This is a genomic window from Tistrella mobilis, assembly GCF_039634785.1.
GTDB lineage: Bacteria > Pseudomonadota > Alphaproteobacteria > Tistrellales > Tistrellaceae > Tistrella > Tistrella mobilis.
Genome location: NZ_JBBIAB010000015.1, coordinates 68,865 through 85,562, shown reverse-complemented (window position 1 = coordinate 85,562; position 16,698 = coordinate 68,865). Strand labels below are relative to the sequence as shown.

Annotated in this window: 13 protein-coding genes; 7 read left to right on the top strand and 6 right to left on the bottom strand. The window is 69.2% G+C overall.

Features of this window, described 5'->3' with window-relative positions:
* Nucleotides 1-126: 126 nt before the first annotated feature.
* Nucleotides 127-1,293 carry a sensor histidine kinase gene (locus WI697_RS19745; protein ID WP_345959666.1) on the top strand — a complete coding sequence of 389 codons (1,167 nt, stop codon included), beginning with the start codon at nucleotides 127-129 and terminating at the stop codon, nucleotides 1,291-1,293.
* Nucleotides 1,294-1,305: 12 nt separating this feature from the next.
* Here WI697_RS19745 and WI697_RS19740 read toward each other — a convergent pair whose 3' ends face one another.
* Nucleotides 1,306-2,568: a D-amino acid dehydrogenase gene (locus tag WI697_RS19740; protein ID WP_345959665.1), complete on the bottom strand. Its 1,263-nt coding sequence runs from the start codon at nucleotides 2,566-2,568 to the stop codon at nucleotides 1,306-1,308.
* A 161-nt stretch (nucleotides 2,569-2,729) separates the two neighbouring features.
* On the opposite strand from WI697_RS19740, the gene WI697_RS19735 reads away from it, so the two are divergent.
* The 4 genes from WI697_RS19735 to WI697_RS19720 all read left to right on the top strand — a co-directional run bounded on the left by WI697_RS19735 (nucleotide 2,730) and on the right by WI697_RS19720 (nucleotide 6,550).
* A complete protein-coding gene (locus tag WI697_RS19735) occupies nucleotides 2,730-3,131 on the top strand; it encodes a DUF423 domain-containing protein (protein WP_345959664.1) in 402 nt (133 codons plus the stop codon).
* A gap of 251 nt (nucleotides 3,132-3,382) precedes the next feature.
* Nucleotides 3,383-4,264 carry an AAA family ATPase gene (locus WI697_RS19730; protein ID WP_062766492.1) on the top strand — a complete coding sequence of 294 codons (882 nt, stop codon included), beginning with the start codon at nucleotides 3,383-3,385 and terminating at the stop codon, nucleotides 4,262-4,264.
* A 57-nt stretch (nucleotides 4,265-4,321) separates the two neighbouring features.
* Nucleotides 4,322-5,500 carry a vWA domain-containing protein gene (locus tag WI697_RS19725; protein WP_014744472.1) on the top strand — a complete coding sequence of 393 codons (1,179 nt, stop codon included), beginning with the start codon at nucleotides 4,322-4,324 and terminating at the stop codon, nucleotides 5,498-5,500.
* 258 nt (nucleotides 5,501-5,758) lie between these two features.
* Entirely contained in the window at nucleotides 5,759-6,550 is a 792-nt protein-coding gene (locus WI697_RS19720; protein ID WP_345959663.1) for a hypothetical protein, read from the top strand.
* On the opposite strand, the gene WI697_RS19715 is transcribed toward WI697_RS19720, so the two are convergent.
* A complete protein-coding gene (locus tag WI697_RS19715) occupies nucleotides 6,528-8,480 on the bottom strand; it encodes an ABC transporter permease (RefSeq protein ID WP_385998772.1) in 1,953 nt (650 codons plus the stop codon). The genes WI697_RS19720 and WI697_RS19715 overlap by 23 nt on opposite strands.
* Nucleotides 8,481-8,515: 35 nt before the next feature.
* Nucleotides 8,516-9,691, bottom strand: a complete 1,176-nt coding sequence (locus WI697_RS19710) for an efflux RND transporter periplasmic adaptor subunit (RefSeq protein ID WP_345959661.1) — start codon at nucleotides 9,689-9,691, stop codon at nucleotides 8,516-8,518.
* 195 nt (nucleotides 9,692-9,886) lie between these two features.
* Here WI697_RS19710 and WI697_RS19705 point away from each other — a divergent pair, with 195 nt between their 5' ends.
* The gene (locus WI697_RS19705; protein WP_231889467.1) at nucleotides 9,887-10,726 is read left to right on the top strand and encodes a polyphosphate kinase 2 family protein; all 840 of its coding nucleotides are present in this window, start codon (nucleotides 9,887-9,889) and stop codon (nucleotides 10,724-10,726) included.
* Between the two features lie 16 nt (nucleotides 10,727-10,742).
* On the top strand, nucleotides 10,743-12,110 hold the full coding sequence (locus WI697_RS19700) for an MgtC/SapB family protein (protein WP_345959660.1): 1,368 nt from the start codon (nucleotides 10,743-10,745) through the stop codon (nucleotides 12,108-12,110).
* Nucleotides 12,111-12,155: 45 nt separating this feature from the next.
* Here the strand turns inward: WI697_RS19700 and WI697_RS19695 are convergent, their stop codons facing one another.
* From WI697_RS19695 to WI697_RS19685, 3 genes are all read right to left on the bottom strand, one after another.
* The gene (locus WI697_RS19695) at nucleotides 12,156-13,472 is read right to left on the bottom strand and encodes an HlyD family type I secretion periplasmic adaptor subunit (protein ID WP_345959659.1); all 1,317 of its coding nucleotides are present in this window, start codon (nucleotides 13,470-13,472) and stop codon (nucleotides 12,156-12,158) included.
* On the bottom strand, nucleotides 13,469-15,301 hold the full coding sequence (locus tag WI697_RS19690) for a type I secretion system permease/ATPase (protein WP_345959658.1): 1,833 nt from the start codon (nucleotides 15,299-15,301) through the stop codon (nucleotides 13,469-13,471). Before WI697_RS19690 ends, WI697_RS19695 begins: the two co-directional genes overlap by 4 nt.
* 148 nt (nucleotides 15,302-15,449) lie before the next feature.
* On the bottom strand, nucleotides 15,450-16,538 hold the full coding sequence (locus WI697_RS19685) for an AbrB family transcriptional regulator (RefSeq protein ID WP_345959657.1): 1,089 nt from the start codon (nucleotides 16,536-16,538) through the stop codon (nucleotides 15,450-15,452).
* Between the last annotated feature and the right edge of the window lie 160 nt (nucleotides 16,539-16,698).

Here is a 16,698-nt window from a genome sequence, read left to right as displayed (position 1 = left end):
AAGCCCTGCCTGTGGTGCAGGTCGGCCTGTATTTCAAGCATTCCTCCCCGGCGGATATCTCGGCTAATCTTCCTTAAATCAAAAGCACACAATAGTCTTGATGCGTCTGGAAAAAATCGCCCCCTCATGAAAAAATTGAAGCTTTATGCGGCGCTCGATCACTTGGGGTTGCGCCGGTCTTATGTCGGTAAAATGCTGGCGATCAGCTTTGTCGGCGTCCATATGCCTCTTGTTTGTCTTGTCATCTATCTCATGCTTGCCGGGGATCTGCCCTGGGCCCAGGCGCAGCCGGTGCTGGCGGTGGTGCTGCTGGCGACGCTCGCCGGGACGGGGGCGACGCTCTGGGCGCTGCATTGTCTGCTCGATCCGGTGCGGCTGGCCTCGCATGCCCTGCATGACTATATGCGTGGCGGTCGGGTTCCCTCGCTGCCCACCGGCCATGTCGACGAGGCCGGCCGGCTGATGGCCGATGTGCAGGAGGCGGTGACCCGGCTGGACGCCGCGCTGGATGCCGTCCATGCCGAACGCGGCCGGCTGATCGACGAGCGTCAGGCGCATTTCGAAATGCTCTCGCGGATGAGCCACGAGCTGCGCACCCCGCTGAATGCCATTCTGGGTTTTGCCGAGGTGATCCAGGGCGAGATGATGGGGCCGGTGGGGGCGCGGGCCTATTCCGATTATGCCGGGCTGATCCACAGCAGCGGCGGCGACCTGCTCCATATGGTCGACGGGCTGCTGAAGATGAGCGAGGCCAAGGCCGGCCCCGCCCGCGGCGGTCCTGCCCGCGACGGGCTGGAGCCGGTGGATCTGCATCAGCTGCTGGGCGAGGTCGCCAATCTGCAGCTGGTCCATGCCGGGCGGCGCGAGGTGGTGGTGACCGTGGTGCCCCAGATGGCGCCGGGGGGAGCCGCCCCGGCATCGGGCCTGGTCATGGAAGACCCGCGGGCCCTGAAACAGCTGCTGATGTTCACCCTCTCGGGCCTGATCGCCGGTACGGAGCGGGGTCGGGAGGTGCGGGTCGAGCTGCGGCAGGCACCCGGCGGCCGGCCGGAAGTCGCCGTCTCGGCCCCCGGCGGCTTTGCCGATGCCGATCTGCCGCGGTCGATCGCCCCCGCGGTCACCGGCGGCCTGCCGCCCGAGGCGGCCGCGGCCGACGGGTTCGGCCATGTCTCCGTGCAGGGCTTCACCCTGGCGGTCGCCCATGCGATTGCGGTGGCGGAGCGGATCGGCATGACCATCGCGCCGGGCAGTCATGGCCGACGGGTCGCCCTGGATTTTGCGCCGGTGGCCTGAGATGTGGCCTGATCAGATCCGGAACCGGTCGAGCGTCAACCCCTCGGTCGAAATCTCGGGCGTGCGGCCCGAGACCAGATCGGCGACCAGGCGGCCCGATCCGGCGGCCATGGTCCAGCCCAGCGTGCCATGGCCGGTGTTGAGGAACAGGTTGCGGAAGCGGGTCGGGCCGATCACCGGCACGCCGTCGGGGCTGGCCGGCCTCAGCCCGCACCAGTAGTCCGGCACCGCGTCGCGCGCAATCTCAGGGAACACCGCCTGCACGCCCTTCAGGATCGCCTGCGAGCGCACCCGGTTGAGGCTGAGATCATAGCCGGCGAGCTCTGCCGTACCGGCGGCGCGCAGCCGGTCGCCCAGCCGGGTGAAGACGATCCGGCGGGCATCGTCGGTCAGGCTGCCCTGGGGGGCGTCGTTGCGGCCGGCGACGTTCAGCGTGACCGAATAGCCCTTCAGCGGATAGACCGGCAGGCGGATGCCGATCCGGCGCAGCAGCAGCGGCGTGAAACTGCCCATGGCGGCGACCACGGCATCGGCCTCGATCCGCGTGCCCATGTCGAGCCGCACGGCGGTGACCCGATCGCCGCCGGTTTCCAGGGCCTCGACACTCCGGCCATAGAGCAGGCGGCCGCCTTTGGCCGCAACCCTCCCGGCCAGGTTGGCGGTGAACAGCCGGGCATCGCCCTGCTCGTCGATCGGGCTCAACACGCCGCCGGCCAGCCGGCTCTGCACCGGCGCCAGGGCGGGTTCGTGGGCCACGCACTCGGCCGGGCTCATCACCCGGTGGGGGATGCCGAGCGTGCGGTCCAGCTCGGCCGCATGGCGGCCGGCGGCATCGAAGCCCTTCGGGTCTTCGAAAACATGCAGGATGCCGCGGCTCGCCTCGTCATAGGCGAAGCCTTCGGCGGCGCGGATCGCCTTCATGCCGTCGAGGGAATAGCGGGCCAGCCGCCAGGCGCGTTCGGTGTTGCGGCGCGCGGCCGCCCGGGTGCAATTGGCCAGGAACCGCAGGCCGAACCGCCAGAGATCCGGATCGGCGCGCCAGCGGAAGACCAGCGGCGCATCCTCGCGCAGCAGCCAGCCGGGCAACGATTTCAACGTGGCGGGGTTGGCCCAGGGTTCGGCATGGCTGGGGCTGATCTGGCCGCCATTGGCGAAGCTCGTTTCCAGCCCGGGGCCCATCCTGCGGTCGACGACCGTGACCTCGTGCCCCTGATCGGCAAGGTGCCAGGCGGTGGCGATGCCCACCACCCCGGCGCCCAGAACCACCACCTTCACGAACGCATCCCTCCGATGGCAGCGGATATGCCGGCAGGCCTGCGACCGCGCGCCGCCTTGTCCGGCGCAGGCGCCCCAGGATATAAGCCCCTCTGGCGTTCGGGCCAAGCTTTCCGCCAGGATCGACCCATGATACGGACCTCAACCGGAAGGGAAGACGGATGACGCGGACGATCTGGATCATCGGCACGCTGGGCGCGCTGATCGCCGTGGCGGCAGGCGCCTTCGCCACCCACGGGCTGGAACAGGCAGGCGATCTGCACACCGCGCAGATCGTGCGCACCGGCGCGCTTTACGGCCTCGTCCATTCCCTGGTGCTGATGCTGCTGGCGGTGCTGCGGCCGCTGGTCGATCGCGGGCTGGTGGCCCTCGACCTCCGGTTGCTGATGGCCGCGGCCGGTGCGCTGGCGGCCGGCGCGATCCTGTTTCCCGGCAGCCTGTACCTCTATGCCGCCACCGGCTGGCGGCCGCTGGTCTTCGTGACGCCGGTGGGCGGCACCGCCTTTCTGATCGGCTGGGTGCTGGCGACGCTGGCGGCGCTGAAGCGGCCCCGGAAGCGCTGATCCATCGACGCCGATATATCGATATCGATGTATCGATGCCGATGTATGGGGTGCCGGGCAACTGCATTGACGTCGATATATCGATGTCGATGCATCCGATCGACCTTCGGGCGTGCGCCCGTGTGTGCGATGCAACTTTTGCGCGGTCGAACATCGCTTGAAATTTTGCTTAATGGTTTAATGCCTTGAACCCGTCGGTCGCGATGCTACCCTCTGGCCAGAGATGAGGCTTTCACGGGACCAGACGGGCCATGGACCAGACCACGCAGCCGGCCAAATTCACGGGCACCGACAGCTACGTCGCGACCGAGGACCTGATGATGGCGGTCAATGCCGCACTCACCCTCGGCCGTCCGCTGCTGATCAAGGGTGAACCCGGCACCGGCAAGACCATGCTGGCGGAAGAGGTGGCGCGCGCCCTTGGCCGGCAGCTTCACCAGTGGCATGTGAAGTCGACCAGCAAGGCGCAGCAGGGCCTGTACGAATACGACGCCGTTTCGCGCCTGCGCGACAGCCAGCTGGGCGACGACCGGGTCAAGGACGTCAGCAACTACATCCTGCGCGGCGCGCTGTGGGAGGCGTTTGCCAGCGAAGAGCCCTCGGTCGTGCTGATCGACGAGATCGACAAGGCCGATATCGAGTTCCCGAACGACCTGCTTCGCGAACTCGACCGGATGGAGTTCTACGTCTACGAAACCCGCGAGACCGTGCGCGCCGTGCACCGGCCGCTGGTGATCATCACCTCGAACAACGAGAAGGAGCTGCCCGACGCCTTCCTGCGCCGCTGCTTCTTCCACTTCATCGCCTTCCCCGATGCCGACACCATGCGCGCCATCGTCGACGTGCATTATCCGGGCATCAAGCAGCTGCTGGTCAAGGAAGCGCTGGAGATCTTCTTCAGCGTGCGCGAGATGCCGGGGCTGAAGAAGAAGCCGTCGACCTCGGAACTGCTCGACTGGCTGAAGCTGCTGCTGGCCGAGGATCTGGACGCCGAGACGCTGCGCGAGTCCAAGGACAAGGCCCTGCCGCCGCTTTATGGCGCGCTGATCAAGAACGAGCAGGACGTGTCGCTGGCCCAGCGCCTGGTGTTCATGGCCCGCCGCCGGGCCGAAGGCCCCGGCCGTCCGGGCTGAGGCCGGGGGCAGAGGGCAGGCATTGGTGCACAGGTCGAGGCGAGAGGGCGGGTCCGGATGCTGATCGATTTCTTCTTCAAGCTTCGCGAGGCGAAGCTGCCGGTCACGATCAAGGAATATCTGGTCCTGATCGAGGGCATGAAGGCCGGGCTCGCCCAGTTCTCCCCTGAGGAGTTCTACTATCTCGCCCGCACCTCGCTGGTGAAGAACGAGAAGCATTTCGACCGCTTCGACCAGGTCTTCGCCGCCTATTACAAGGGCGCCCAGGCGCATTTCGCCGCCATCGAAGGGCAGATCCCCGAGGAATGGCTGCGCAAGCTGGCCGAAAAGCATCTCACCCCCGAAGAGATGGCCGAGATCGAGGCCCTGGGCGGCTGGGAAAAGCTGATGGAGACGCTGAAGCAGCGTCTGGAAGAGCAGAAGGGGCGCCATCAGGGCGGCAATAAATGGATCGGCACGGCCGGTACCAGCCCCTTCGGCGCCTATGGCTACAACCCGGAAGGCGTGCGCATCGGCCAGGACCGGTCGCGCCACCGCCGGGCGGTGAAGGTCTGGGATCAGCGGGCCTTCAAGAATTACGACGACGATGTCGAGCTGGGCACGCGCAATATCAAGGTGGCGCTGAAGCGGCTGCGCGCCTTCGTGCGCGAAGGCTCCGATCTGGAGCTGGATCTGGACGACACCATCCGTTCCACGGCGCGCAACGCCGGCTGGCTGGACCTGAAGCTGGTGCCGGAAAAGCGCAACAAGGTGAAGGTGCTGCTGTTCCTGGATGTCGGCGGATCGATGGACGATCACGTCAAGATCTGCGAAGAGCTGTTCAGTGCCGCACGCACCGAGCTGAAGCACCTGGAGTATTACTACTTCCACAACTTCATTTACGAGAACGTGTGGAAGGACAATTACCGCCGCTTCTCGGAACGCACGCCGACCATGGACGTGCTGAACAAGTTCGGCCCCGACTACAAGGTGATCTTCGTCGGCGATGCGACCATGAGCGCCTACGAGATCGTGATGCCGGGCGGATCGGTCGAACACTGGAACGAGGAATCGGGCCAGGTCTGGCTGAAGCGCTTTACCGACCATTTCCCGAAGATGGTCTGGCTGAACCCCGAACCCCAGCAGCGCTGGCGCTATACCGAAAGCGCCAAGATCACCCAGAAGCTGATGGAGGACCGGATGTATCCGCTGACCCTCCGCGGCCTGGACGAGGCGTTGCGCTATCTGAGCCGTTGACGCCTGCGTCACCGGGCTTGATGGTTGCATCGGGCGGCCTTTCGACGCTATAGTTGTGCCCAACGGACCGCGAAAACGACGGTTCGATGATCGTGCCACGAAAATCAAACGGCCAGGGATGTCCCGGCCCGTCGGAACACGCTGCCGGATAAATCGGGCGGTGGTGACCGTGTATTTTCGGATGGTGGCACGATGGTGTCTTCTACATCAGACAGGAACCCGTTGCGGTTCCAGGGGGCAAGGGCGACACCGTCGGCGTTGAGCGATCCGCCGACGGTGTCCCGGCCGCCGCTGGCCGAGAGCCTGCCTCTCGCTGCCAGGCTGCCCCTGACGGTCAGCCTGCCTTCAGCCGGCTTTGCGCGCGTGGAGACGGCCGGAACCGAGCGGGAGGCGGGCGACCCCTTCATTGCCGGTCTGCGCGATCTGCGCGCCGCCCTGGCCGCCCTGTTCCGCCTGATGGGCATGAGCCCGGCAGAGGCGGCGGGCGTCGCCGACAGGGCGGTGGCGGGCGAGGATCTGCCCAAGGGGCAGGACGAGGCCGTGCCCGCAACCGGCGGGACGGCGGCGGCGTCGCTCGGGCTGGCGGGGATCACGGTCGAAGACGGGGCCGCGGCCCGGCTGGGCGAGGCCATGGCCAAGGGCGCCCAGGCCCTGCATGGAGAGCTGATCGCCCTGCTGATGCGGCTGGGGCTCGACCCGTCGGCCGCGCGCATCGCGGCCTCGCGGCTGCTGGCCGGCATTGCCGCGGCGGGCGGTACGGGCGGGGCGTCGCCCGCCAGCCTGCTGGCCGATATCCGCCGCGGCGTGCCGCCTGCGGCCGGTGCCGTCGGGCTGGCGGTGGGGGTGAAGGATCTGACCTTGTCGCGCGATGCGACCCATGTGCATCTTCATCTGGACAGCCTGGTGCTGCGCGGCTTTCCGCTGGCCTCCGACGGCGTGCGGCTGGTGCGCGCCGATGCCTCTGGCACCCGGCTGACGGCGGATCTGGTGATCCCGACCGGCGTGCCGCTGGAAGGCGAGGGCGGCCTCAGCCGGCGGCGAGCGCCCTGACCGGGTCCATGCCGGCCGCCTTGCGGGCCGGCAGCCAGCCGAAGACCAGACCGGTCAGGAAGGCGCAGCTGAAGGCCATGACGGCGGGCATCGGCGTGATCAGAACGTCGAAGCCCAGCCTGCCGAGCCAGACCGCACTGCCGAGGCCCAGCCCGACGCCGATCACGCCGCCCAGCCCGCAGACGGCGATCGCCTCCACATTGAACTGGATCAGCACATCGCGCCGCCGGGCGCCGGTGGCCATGCGGATCCCGATCTCGCGGGTGCGCTCGGTCACGCCGACCAGCATGATGTTCATGACCCCGATCCCGCCCACCACCAGCGAAATGGCGGCAACCGCCCCCAGAAGCAGGGCAAAGCTGCGCTGGCTGTCGGACATGATGATCTGTGCCGCGGTGCTGCTGCGGATCTGGTAGTTCCGGATGTGGTGCCGGTCGAACAGGATCCGGTCGATCTCGTCGGCCACCCGCTCCATATCCCCGGCGTTGGCCACCTTCAGGGTGACCGAGCTGACATGGCTGCGCCCCAGAAGCCGCATGAAGCCCGAAGACAGCGGGATCAGCACGACATCGTCCTGATCGGTCCCCCCGCCCGATACCCCGCGCGGGGCCAGCACGCCGATCACCTCGAACGGCACCCGCCCGGCCAGCACCTGACGCCCGATCGGGTCCTGACCGGGAAACAGGATGTCGGCGACAGACTGGCCCAGCACCATCACCGCGGCATAACTTCGGATGTCGTCGCGGGTGAAGAAGCTGCCCGCGGCGAGCTGCCGGCTTCTGGCCACCAGAAGATCGGGCCAGACCCCCTGGGCCATGGTCGTATAGTCGCGGTTGCCGACCCTGAGCGTGGTTCTGAGATTGCGCTCGGGAGAAATCGCCGCCAGGCCGCGGATCTCCGACAGGGCCTCGATATCGCCGATGGTGAGCGAGGTGAGATCGGCAAGCGAGCGGATGCCGGGGGCGCCGGCGCGCACGGTGATCAGATTGGTGCCCATCTCGGCAATGCGCCGCAGAGTGGCCTCGCGTCCGCCATCGCCGATCGCCAGCATGGCGATGACCGAGGCCACGCCGATGACCACACCCAGCAGGGTGAGCAGGGTTCTGAGCGGGTTGATGGCAAGCGAGCGGAAGGCCATCCGCCCGGCGCTCGCCACATCGCCCAGCAGACGGACCGGCCCCGACCGGCCCGGGCGACAGGGGGCCGCCTCGGCGGTGGCGGGGCTGCCCCGTCGGCCGTCGCCCTCGTCGGCGACCACCCGGCCGTCGCGGATCCGGATCCGCCGCCCGGCATGCGCCGCCACGGTCGGATCATGGGTGACGATGATAATGGTCCGCCCTTCGCCATGAAGATCGTCGAGCAGGGCCAGCACCTCGGCGCCCGCGGCCTCGTCCAGCGCGCCGGTGGGCTCGTCGGCCAGAATGATGTCGGCATCATTGACCAGGGCACGGGCGATGGAGACCCGTTGCTGCTGCCCGCCCGACAGTTCCGACGGCCTGTGGCCGGCGCGATCCTGAAGCCCCAGCTGCCCGAGCAGCCGGTGCGCCGCCCGGCGGCGTTCCTCGGCCGGGCGGCCGGCATAGATGGCCGGCATCTCGACATTCTCGGCGGCAGACAGGCCGTGCAGCAGATTGTAGCGCTGAAACACGAAGCCGAAGCGGCGGTTGCGCAGGTCCGCCAGCGCATCGGTATCCAGCGCCGAGACGTCCTGGCCGTCGATCAGCAGCCGGCCGCCGCTTGGCCGGTCCAGACAGCCCAGAATGTTCATGAGCGTGCTTTTGCCCGACCCCGAGGCACCGACGATCGCGACCATCTCGCCCCGGTGGATCGAGAGGCTGACATCATCCAGCGCGGTCACGCCCTGGGCGCCGCCGAAACGGCGCGACACCCGGTCGAAGGTGATCAGGGGCCGGGACGGGATCGGGGCCAGGATCGGGGCCAGGGTCGGGGAAGCCGTCTCTGCACTCATGCCCCGCGTGCCCCGGCATGATCCTCTTCCGGCAGGATGACGGTCTCGCCCACCGCAAGGCCGGCGGTGACCGCGGCGCGGCGGCGATCGGCGAGGCCGAGCGTGACCCGGCGTCGTTCCACGCCCCCACCGGCGGTGAGGATGCGAACCTCGTGCCCGCCATCCGGCGTGGCGGCCACCGCCTGCAGCGGGACCACCGGCAGGTTCGTCGCCTCGTCGAACACGAAGGAGACCTGGGCCGTCATGCTGGTCATCAACGCGCCGTCGCTGTTGTCGATATCGATCAGCACGTCGTAGAGCACCACGTCGTTGATGGTCTGCGGGGTGGGCAGAATCTGGCGGATCCGGCTTTCCCACAGGCGTTCGGGCTGGCCCAGGGTCGAAAACCGCGCGGTCTGGCCGGGCCTCAGGCGCACGACATCGGCCTCCGCCACCTGGGCACGCACCGTCATGGTCGCCAGATCCGCCAGCCGCAGGATGATCGGCGAGGTCTGGCTGGCGTTCAGCGTCTGGCCGACCACCGAGGTCTGGGAGACGACGGTGCCGTCGATCGGCGCCAGGATGCGGGTGTAAGAGAGGTTGGTGCGATCGCCGTCGAGGGTGGACTGCGCCTCGCCGATCTGGGCCTCGATCGCCTCGACCCGCGCCTCGGCGATGCGCAGATTGGCGGCACTGGTATCGGCATCCTCGCGGCTGGCGGCATTGGCCGCCACCAGCCGCCGGATGCGGGCATCGCGCAGCCGGGCCAGATCGCGTTCCGCCCGCGCCTGATCGGCCTGGGCCTTCAGATTGCGCAGCTTCGCTTCGTCGCCGGTCACCCGGGTTTCATAGATCCTGGGGTCGATTTCGGCCAGCTGGTCCCCTTTCGCCACCCGGTCGCCGATCGCCACATCCACCCGGCGCAGCTGCCCCGAGACCTGGCTGCCGACATCGACGAAGACCCGCGGTTCGATCAGCCCCAGCGCCGCCACGCTGCGGGTGATGGTGCCCGGCATCACGCGGTAGGTATCCGGCGGGTTTTCGGCGGTCGCCTGCGGCAGGGCGGGCAGCAGCTCGGGCGCCCAGCGGCCGAGCCCGGCACCGGCGGCGAAGAACACGGCCCCGGCGGCGAGGAGGGCAAGTGGTCGCAGGGCAGGGAGGGGGCGCCGGGCAGGGCTGTTACGGTCGGGCATCGGAAGGATCCGTCTGGCGGCAGGCGGCGCCCATGATATGTCGGCGGCGGTCGGTCGCCACGACACAAAAACGTGAAGGTCCGGATTGATCGCCCGGCCGGCCGGCGTTTCAATGAGATTACATCGGATCGACGTCACCGGATCGGACCTGCACCGGTGCGCCGGCCCACCCCCCGCGCGCGAGGATTGCTGCCCATGGGCAAGAAGGACAAGAAGCAGAAGAAGGCCGAAGAGGCCGAGCGCAAGGCCAAGGCCGATGCGGCGGACTGGCGCGACGAGGCGCAGATTGCCGAGCCGGAGCTGGAAAAGGGTGAGGGGCCCGAGGCGGCGCTGAAGCGGCTGCAGGATCAGCTTGTCATGCTGCAGCATGCATATGTCATCCACGGCCATCGCGGCATCGTGGTGCTGGAGGGCTGGGATGCCGCCGGCAAGGGCGGGCTGATCCGCCGGATCGGCTGGTGCCTGGACCCACGGCATCTGCGGGTGCATTCGATCGGCGCGCCCACCCAGGGCGAGAAGCGCCAGCACTGGATGCAGCGCTTCTGGACGCGGGTGCCGGAAAGCGGCCGCATGGCGATCTTCGACCGGTCGTGGTACGGCCGGGTGCTGGTGGAACGGATCGAGGGCTTCGCCACCGAATCCGAATGGACCCGGGCCTATGACGAAATCCGCGCCTTCGAGACCACGCTGCTGGACGAGGGCATCCACATCGTCAAGCTGCTGCTCGACATCACGCCCGAAACCCAGCTCGACCGGCTGCAATCGCGCTACGACAACCCCGAAAAGCGCTGGAAGCTGACCGAAGACGATCTGCGCAACCGCGCCCGCTGGCGCGATTACGAGATCGCCTATGGCGAGATGGTGGAGCGGACATCGCTGCCGCGCGCGCCCTGGCAGCGCATCGACGCCAACGACAAGGACATGGCCCGGGTCGCCGCCTTCGAGGCGATCATCAAGGGGCTGGGCGACGGCGTGGATGTCAGCGAGCCGACGGTGCCGCCGCTGATCCGCGCCTTCTTCGGCGACCCGTCCTGACCCGGCGGCCGCTTCCATGCCGGAACTTGCCTGGCCGACGCCCTATCTCGACGTGGCGAGCGCGCTTGCCATCGGCGCGCTGATCGGCTTCGAGCGCGAGAAGCACAAGGCCGACGAACATCTCCAGGGCGCGCTCGGCCTCAGGAGTTTCATCATCGCGGCGCTGGCCGGTGCCGTCGGCGCGCTGATGACCCGCGCGATCGACAGCCCCTGGCCGCTGGTGGCGGTGCTGCTGGCGGTCTCGGGCGTGGTGGTGGCGTCCTATGTGGTGGAGGTCTCGCTCGACCCGCGCAAATCGGGGGCGACCACCGAACTCGCCGCCGTCGCGACCACGGCTCTCGCGGCACTGGCGGTGCTGGGGCATCGTGACATGGCGGTGCCGCTGGCGGTGGCCTGTGCGGCGGCGCTGGCCTTCAAGAAGCCCCTCCGCCGGGTGGTGAAGGGCTTCGACAAGGCCGATCTGCTGGGCATGATGAAGCTGCTGATCGCAAGCTTCATCGTGCTGCCGCTGCTGCCCGACCGCACGCTCGACCCGTTCGACGCGCTCAACCCCTATCGGCTGTGGCTGCTGGTGATCCTGATCACCGCACTCGGGCTGGTGGGCTATGTGGCGGTGCGCCGTTTCGGCGCCCGCACCGGCACGCTGATGACCGCCGTTGCAGGCGCGCTCGTGTCGTCCACCGCGGTGACGCTGTCGCTGGCCCGCCATGCCGCGGCCGTTGACGGCAACGCCGTGCGCCCCGCGGCCGGTGGCATCCTGATCGGCTGGTCGGTGATGGCCGGGCGCATCGCGGTGCTGCTGGTGGCGGTCAATCCGTCGCTGCTGGTGTTGCTCTGGCCGGTGCTGCTGGCGCTGATCCTGCCGGCCATGGCCGGGGCGGCGTGGCTGCTGCTGCGGCCGACGGGCGCGGCCGCCACGGCTGCAGCACCGGTTGGCGACGGGATGGCAGGCGATGGGGTGGCGAGCGACGGTGCGGCGAGCGATGGGGGGGCGGGCAATGGGGCGGCCCGGGTGTCGGCCGCGGTCGCCAACCCGTTCAGCCTGGGCCCGGCGATCCGCTTTGCGGGGCTGATGGCGGTGATCATGTTCGCCTCCGCCCTGGCCGAACGCTATCTGGCACCCGAGGCGCTGGTCGCGGTGGGCGCATTGTCGGGCCTGGCGGATGTGGATGCGATCACCGTTTCCATGGCCGAACGCAGCCTGGCCGAAGCCGCCCGGCTGGATGTCGCCGCGGCCGCCATCGCCGCCGCCGCCCTGGTCAATACCGGGGTCAAATACGGGCTGGCCGCCACCGCCGGCGGCAGGGTGATGGCCCGGCTGCTGGCGCCGGCGACGGCGGTGTCGCTTCTGGCCGCGCTGGCGGCGGCCTGGTTCAGGCTCTGACGATCGTCACGGGCCGCGGGGCGCAGGCCACGCGGCGCGGGGGGATCAGTCCTCCCGCGCCGTGCCTTCGATGCTGCGCAACAGCGGCTCCACCAGATAGTCCAGCGCCGTGCGCTCGCGCAGCGGCACCATCACCTCGGCCGGCATGCCCGGGGTCAGGCCGGCATCGGGCAGGCGGTGCAGCTCGGTGGTCGGCACCTCGATGCGCATGTCGTAGTAGGCGACGCCGGTGCGCTCGTCGGTGAAGCGGTCGGCCGAGATCTGCGCGACATTGCCGTTCAGGATCGGCGTGGTGCGATAGGGATAGGCGGTCAGCCGCACCTCGGCGACCATGCCCCGATGGACATCGTCGATCTGGTCGGGGCGGAGCTGGGCCCGCACCACCAGCGGCGTGTCGCTGGGCACGATCTCCATCACCGTCTCCCCCGGGCGGATCACGCCGCCCACCGTGAAGGCCGTCAGGCCCACCACCGAGCCAGAGGCCGGGGCGCGGATCTCGGTCCGGCCCAGCTGGGCGCGGACGGCTTCCAGCCGCGGCGTCAGGTCGAAGAGCTGTTCCTGGGTCTGGCGCAGCTGCTCGGCCACCTCGGTCTGGCGTTCGCGCTCGATCTGGTCGATCTGCAGCCGGGCCTCGCCGATCGCCTGGCGGGCGCGGGCGGCATTGGCCTCGTTCTCCCCCCGCTCGCCGTCGAGCGAGGCGGCGGCGCGTTCCAGCGCCAGCACCCGGGTCTTGGGCGTCAGCCCCTTTTCATAGAGCGAGCGGGTGCCCTTCAATTCGTCGCGGATCAGCGCCAGCTGGCGGGCATTGGCGGCGGCCTGGGCCTCGAAGCCCTTGATCTGGGCGCCCAGCTGCACGATGCGCTGCTGCAGGATATCGACCTGATTGCCGCGCGAACTGGTCCGGGTGGCGAAAACCCGTTCCTGGCCGTGAACCAGCTGGTCGATTTCTTCGCCCTTGCCCAGCCGTGCGGTGATGTCGGCGGGAAAGACGATCGCGTCCAGCCCGTCGCGCTCGGCGACCAGCCGGGCCTCCAGGATCTTCAGCGCGTCGGTCTGCTTGGACAGGATCGAGGCCTGGGCCGCGAGTTCGGTGTCGTCCAGGCGAAGCAGCAGCTGGCCCGCTTCCACCCGGTCGCCTTCGCGCACCGGCAGTTCGGCGACGATGCCGCCGTCGCGGTGCTGCACGGCCTGGCGGTTGTTTTCCACCACCACCACGCCGGGGGCGACCGCGGCGCTGTCGAGCGGGGCGAAACCGGCCCAGCCGCCCAGCACGCCGAAGAACAGGACCGAGATGATCAGCCCGGTGCGCAGCGGCCGGCCGGCGCCGTCATCGATGCGGGGAGCGGTCGTCGTCGCGGTCATGCCGTGCCTCCGCGCGGGGATGTGTCAGGGCCATGACCGGTCTGATGTCCCGTCTGGTGCCCCTGATGGGTGGGGGCGGGCGGGCGGCCGCCCTGGGATGCGCTCAACGCCTTCACGACCTCGGCGGTGGGGCCGTACATCTGCACCCGGCCGTCGCGCATCACCAGCAGCCGGTCGGCCAGGCCCAGAATGCCGGTGCGATGGGCGACGATCAGCACGGTGCGGCCCTCGGCACGCAGGCGCTTCAGCGCGATGACCAGCGCCTGCTCGCCCTCGTTGTCGAGGCTGGAATTCGGCTCGTCCAGCGCCACGATCGCGGGGTCGCCGTAAAGTGCGCGGGCCAGGCCGATGCGCTGGCGCTGGCCGCCCGACAGGCCGAGCCCGCCATCGCCGACCCGGGTGTCGTAGCCCTGGGGCAGGCCCAGGATCATGTCATGTGCCCCGGCACGCTCGGCCGCCTGGATCACCGCCGCATCGTCGGCCTCGCCGAAGCGGGCGATGTTGTCGCGGACCGATCCCGCCAGCAGCACGACATCCTGCGGCAGATAGCCGATCGCCGGGCCCAGCGTTTCGCGCGGCCAGCGCGCCGCATCGGCCCCATCCAGCCGCACACTGCCCGACAGCGGCACCCAGAGCCCGATCATCAGGCGCAGAAGGGTGGATTTGCCGGCGGCCGACGGGCCCAGAATGCCGACGGTCTCTCCCGGCCGGACATCCAGATCCACACCGCCGATTGCGGCGCGGTCGGTGCCGGGCATGCGGAAGACGACCTTGTCGAGGGTGATCGCGCCCTTGGGCCGCGGCAGTTTCGTCTCTCCCGGGCGCGGCGGCGGGGTGGCGGCCAGCGCCTTCGTGACCCGGCCCCAGGCGTCGCGGGCAGAGGTCATCTGGCGCCACATGCCGACGATCTGCTCGATGGGGGCCAGCGCCCGGCCGATCAGGATCGAGCCCGCGAACATGGCGCCGGGGGTGACCAGGCGTTCGATGGCGAGATAAGCGCCGATCGCCAGCACCAGGATCTGCAGCGACAGGCGCACGCCCTTGGTGGTGGCGGACCAGAAGGCACCGCGTTCGGCCGCGCGGGCATGGCCGGCCAGGGCCTCGCCCCGCGCATCGTTCCAGCGCGAAACCAGGGCCGGGGCCAGGCCCATGGCCTCGATCGGTTCCGCCTCGCGGATCAGGGCGTCGCTGGCGGCATGGGCGCGCAGCTGTGCCTGGCCGGCCGTGGTCGTGGCCTTGCGCATGCTGTATTCGCCGGCGACGGCCAGCGCCATCAGCAGAAGCGCACCGCCCAGCGCCAGCATGCCGAGCCAGGGATGGATGACCCACATGATCGCCACATAGACCGGCATCCAGGGCAGGTCGAACACCGCACCCGGCGCCGGGCCGGCCAGGAAGACCCGCACCGTTTCCAGATCGCGCAGCGGCTGTGCCGCCGGTGGCTGGCCGGGCAGGGCGGACTGGCGGATCAGCCGGGCAAGCAGCGGGCCCGCCAGGGCCCGATCGACCCTGAGCCCGGCACGGCCCATCAGGATGCCGCGCACCCGATCGAGTGCCGCCATGGTGGCAAGGGCGACCAGCGCGATGATGCTGACGAAGATCAGCGTTTCCTCGCTGCCGCTGGACAGCACGCGGTCATACACCTGCAGCATGTAGAGCGACGGCGTCAGGTAGAGCAGGTTCACCGCGGCGCTGAACGCCGCCGTACCGCCCAGATGCCGGCGGATCGAGGCCCGGGCCTCGGCGATCAGACGATTGCCGTCGGCGGCATCGGTTCTGTCGGGGGTGCTTCTGCCGGGCAGTCGACCGGCGGGCGGGGTCGCGTTCATCGGGAGATCGGCTTCCGTGGGGTGCGGCCGTGGATTATGGCATGAGGATCTGACAACGAATCGGGCTGGATCGGCAAAGGACCGGCGACGGAACCTGTGAGCGAGCCCCGCTGGTCTCCCTTATCAATATCGATGAAACTGCCGGCTGTCATCCGGCTTCGGGCGGCACGTTACCGGTGCGGTGGCGCCAGCGGAAGAAGACCGGTGCGAACATGATGACGTAAACCACCCGCATCACATGGAAAACCGCCACCACGGCGGCATCCAGCCCCAGCGACAGGGCGATCAGCCCCATTTCGGTGAAGCCGCCCGGCACCAGGCTCAGCAGCATCGCCAGGCGTGGTGCGCCGGTCAGCGAAGTGAAGACCGGGGCAAGCAGGACGGCAGTTCCCAGCATGATCGCGGCCGAGACCAGGGCCAGGATAACCACCCGCGCCAGATGATGCAGCGACAACCCGGCGAAGCGCGCGCCCATCATCGAGCCCGCGACCAGCTGGGCCAGCGCGATGCCCCAGACCGGGATCTGCACGGTGACGGCGCCCGACAGATGCAGGCCGCCCGAAACCAGCAGCCCGCCCACGAAGCTGGCGCCCGGCAGGCGGATCCGTTCGGCCAGGCGCCAGCCCGCCAGGCCACCCGCGATCAGCACCAGATATTCCAGGGCCTGGCCGGCCGCGCCGCCACCGGCCCAGGCCGAGACGATGCCGCTATGGGCGGCCATGGCCGGTCTTATGGTCGCCGCCACCCCATGGCCTTCGACATAGGCGAGGTAGAGCGGCACGGTGAAGACCACCGCATAGATCCGGACGGCATGGGTGAGGGCGACGGTCGCGATATCCGCCCGGTATTCCTCGGCGACGCGGGTCATCTCGTTGATGCCGCCGGGCATGGCGGCGAAGAAGGCGGTCGCCCGGTCGACCCGGCCGAAGGCGATCATCAGCCCGTAGCCCAGGGCGAAGAGCAGCAGGATATAAAGGGTGAGGGCGGCCAGCCCCAGAGGCCAGCCTGCGGCATGGGCGAAAGTGTCGGGCCGGAAACTGCCGCCCAGAACGATGCCGAGGGCGACGACGGTCCAGATCCTGAGCCGGCGGTTGGTGCCGAGCGGGGCGCCCAGGATCCCGGCCATGGCGGTCAGGCTCATCGCCCCCAGCATCCAGGCCAGCGGCAGATGCAACCAGGCAAAGACCGCGCCGCCGAGCGCGCCGGTCACAAGGGTGAGGGCGATCCTGAGGGGCATCACGTCCGACGGTATCCTGCTCGCCTTTAGGTTGTGGTGCGATCGAAATCGCGCCTGATGGTATACCAGTTCGGATACGGCTTTCCCATCCCGTCCCGCTCCTGTCCCTGGTGCGTGGATCGGCTCTTGCCTCTGGCGCGCCTGCGCGGGAGAGTAGGGC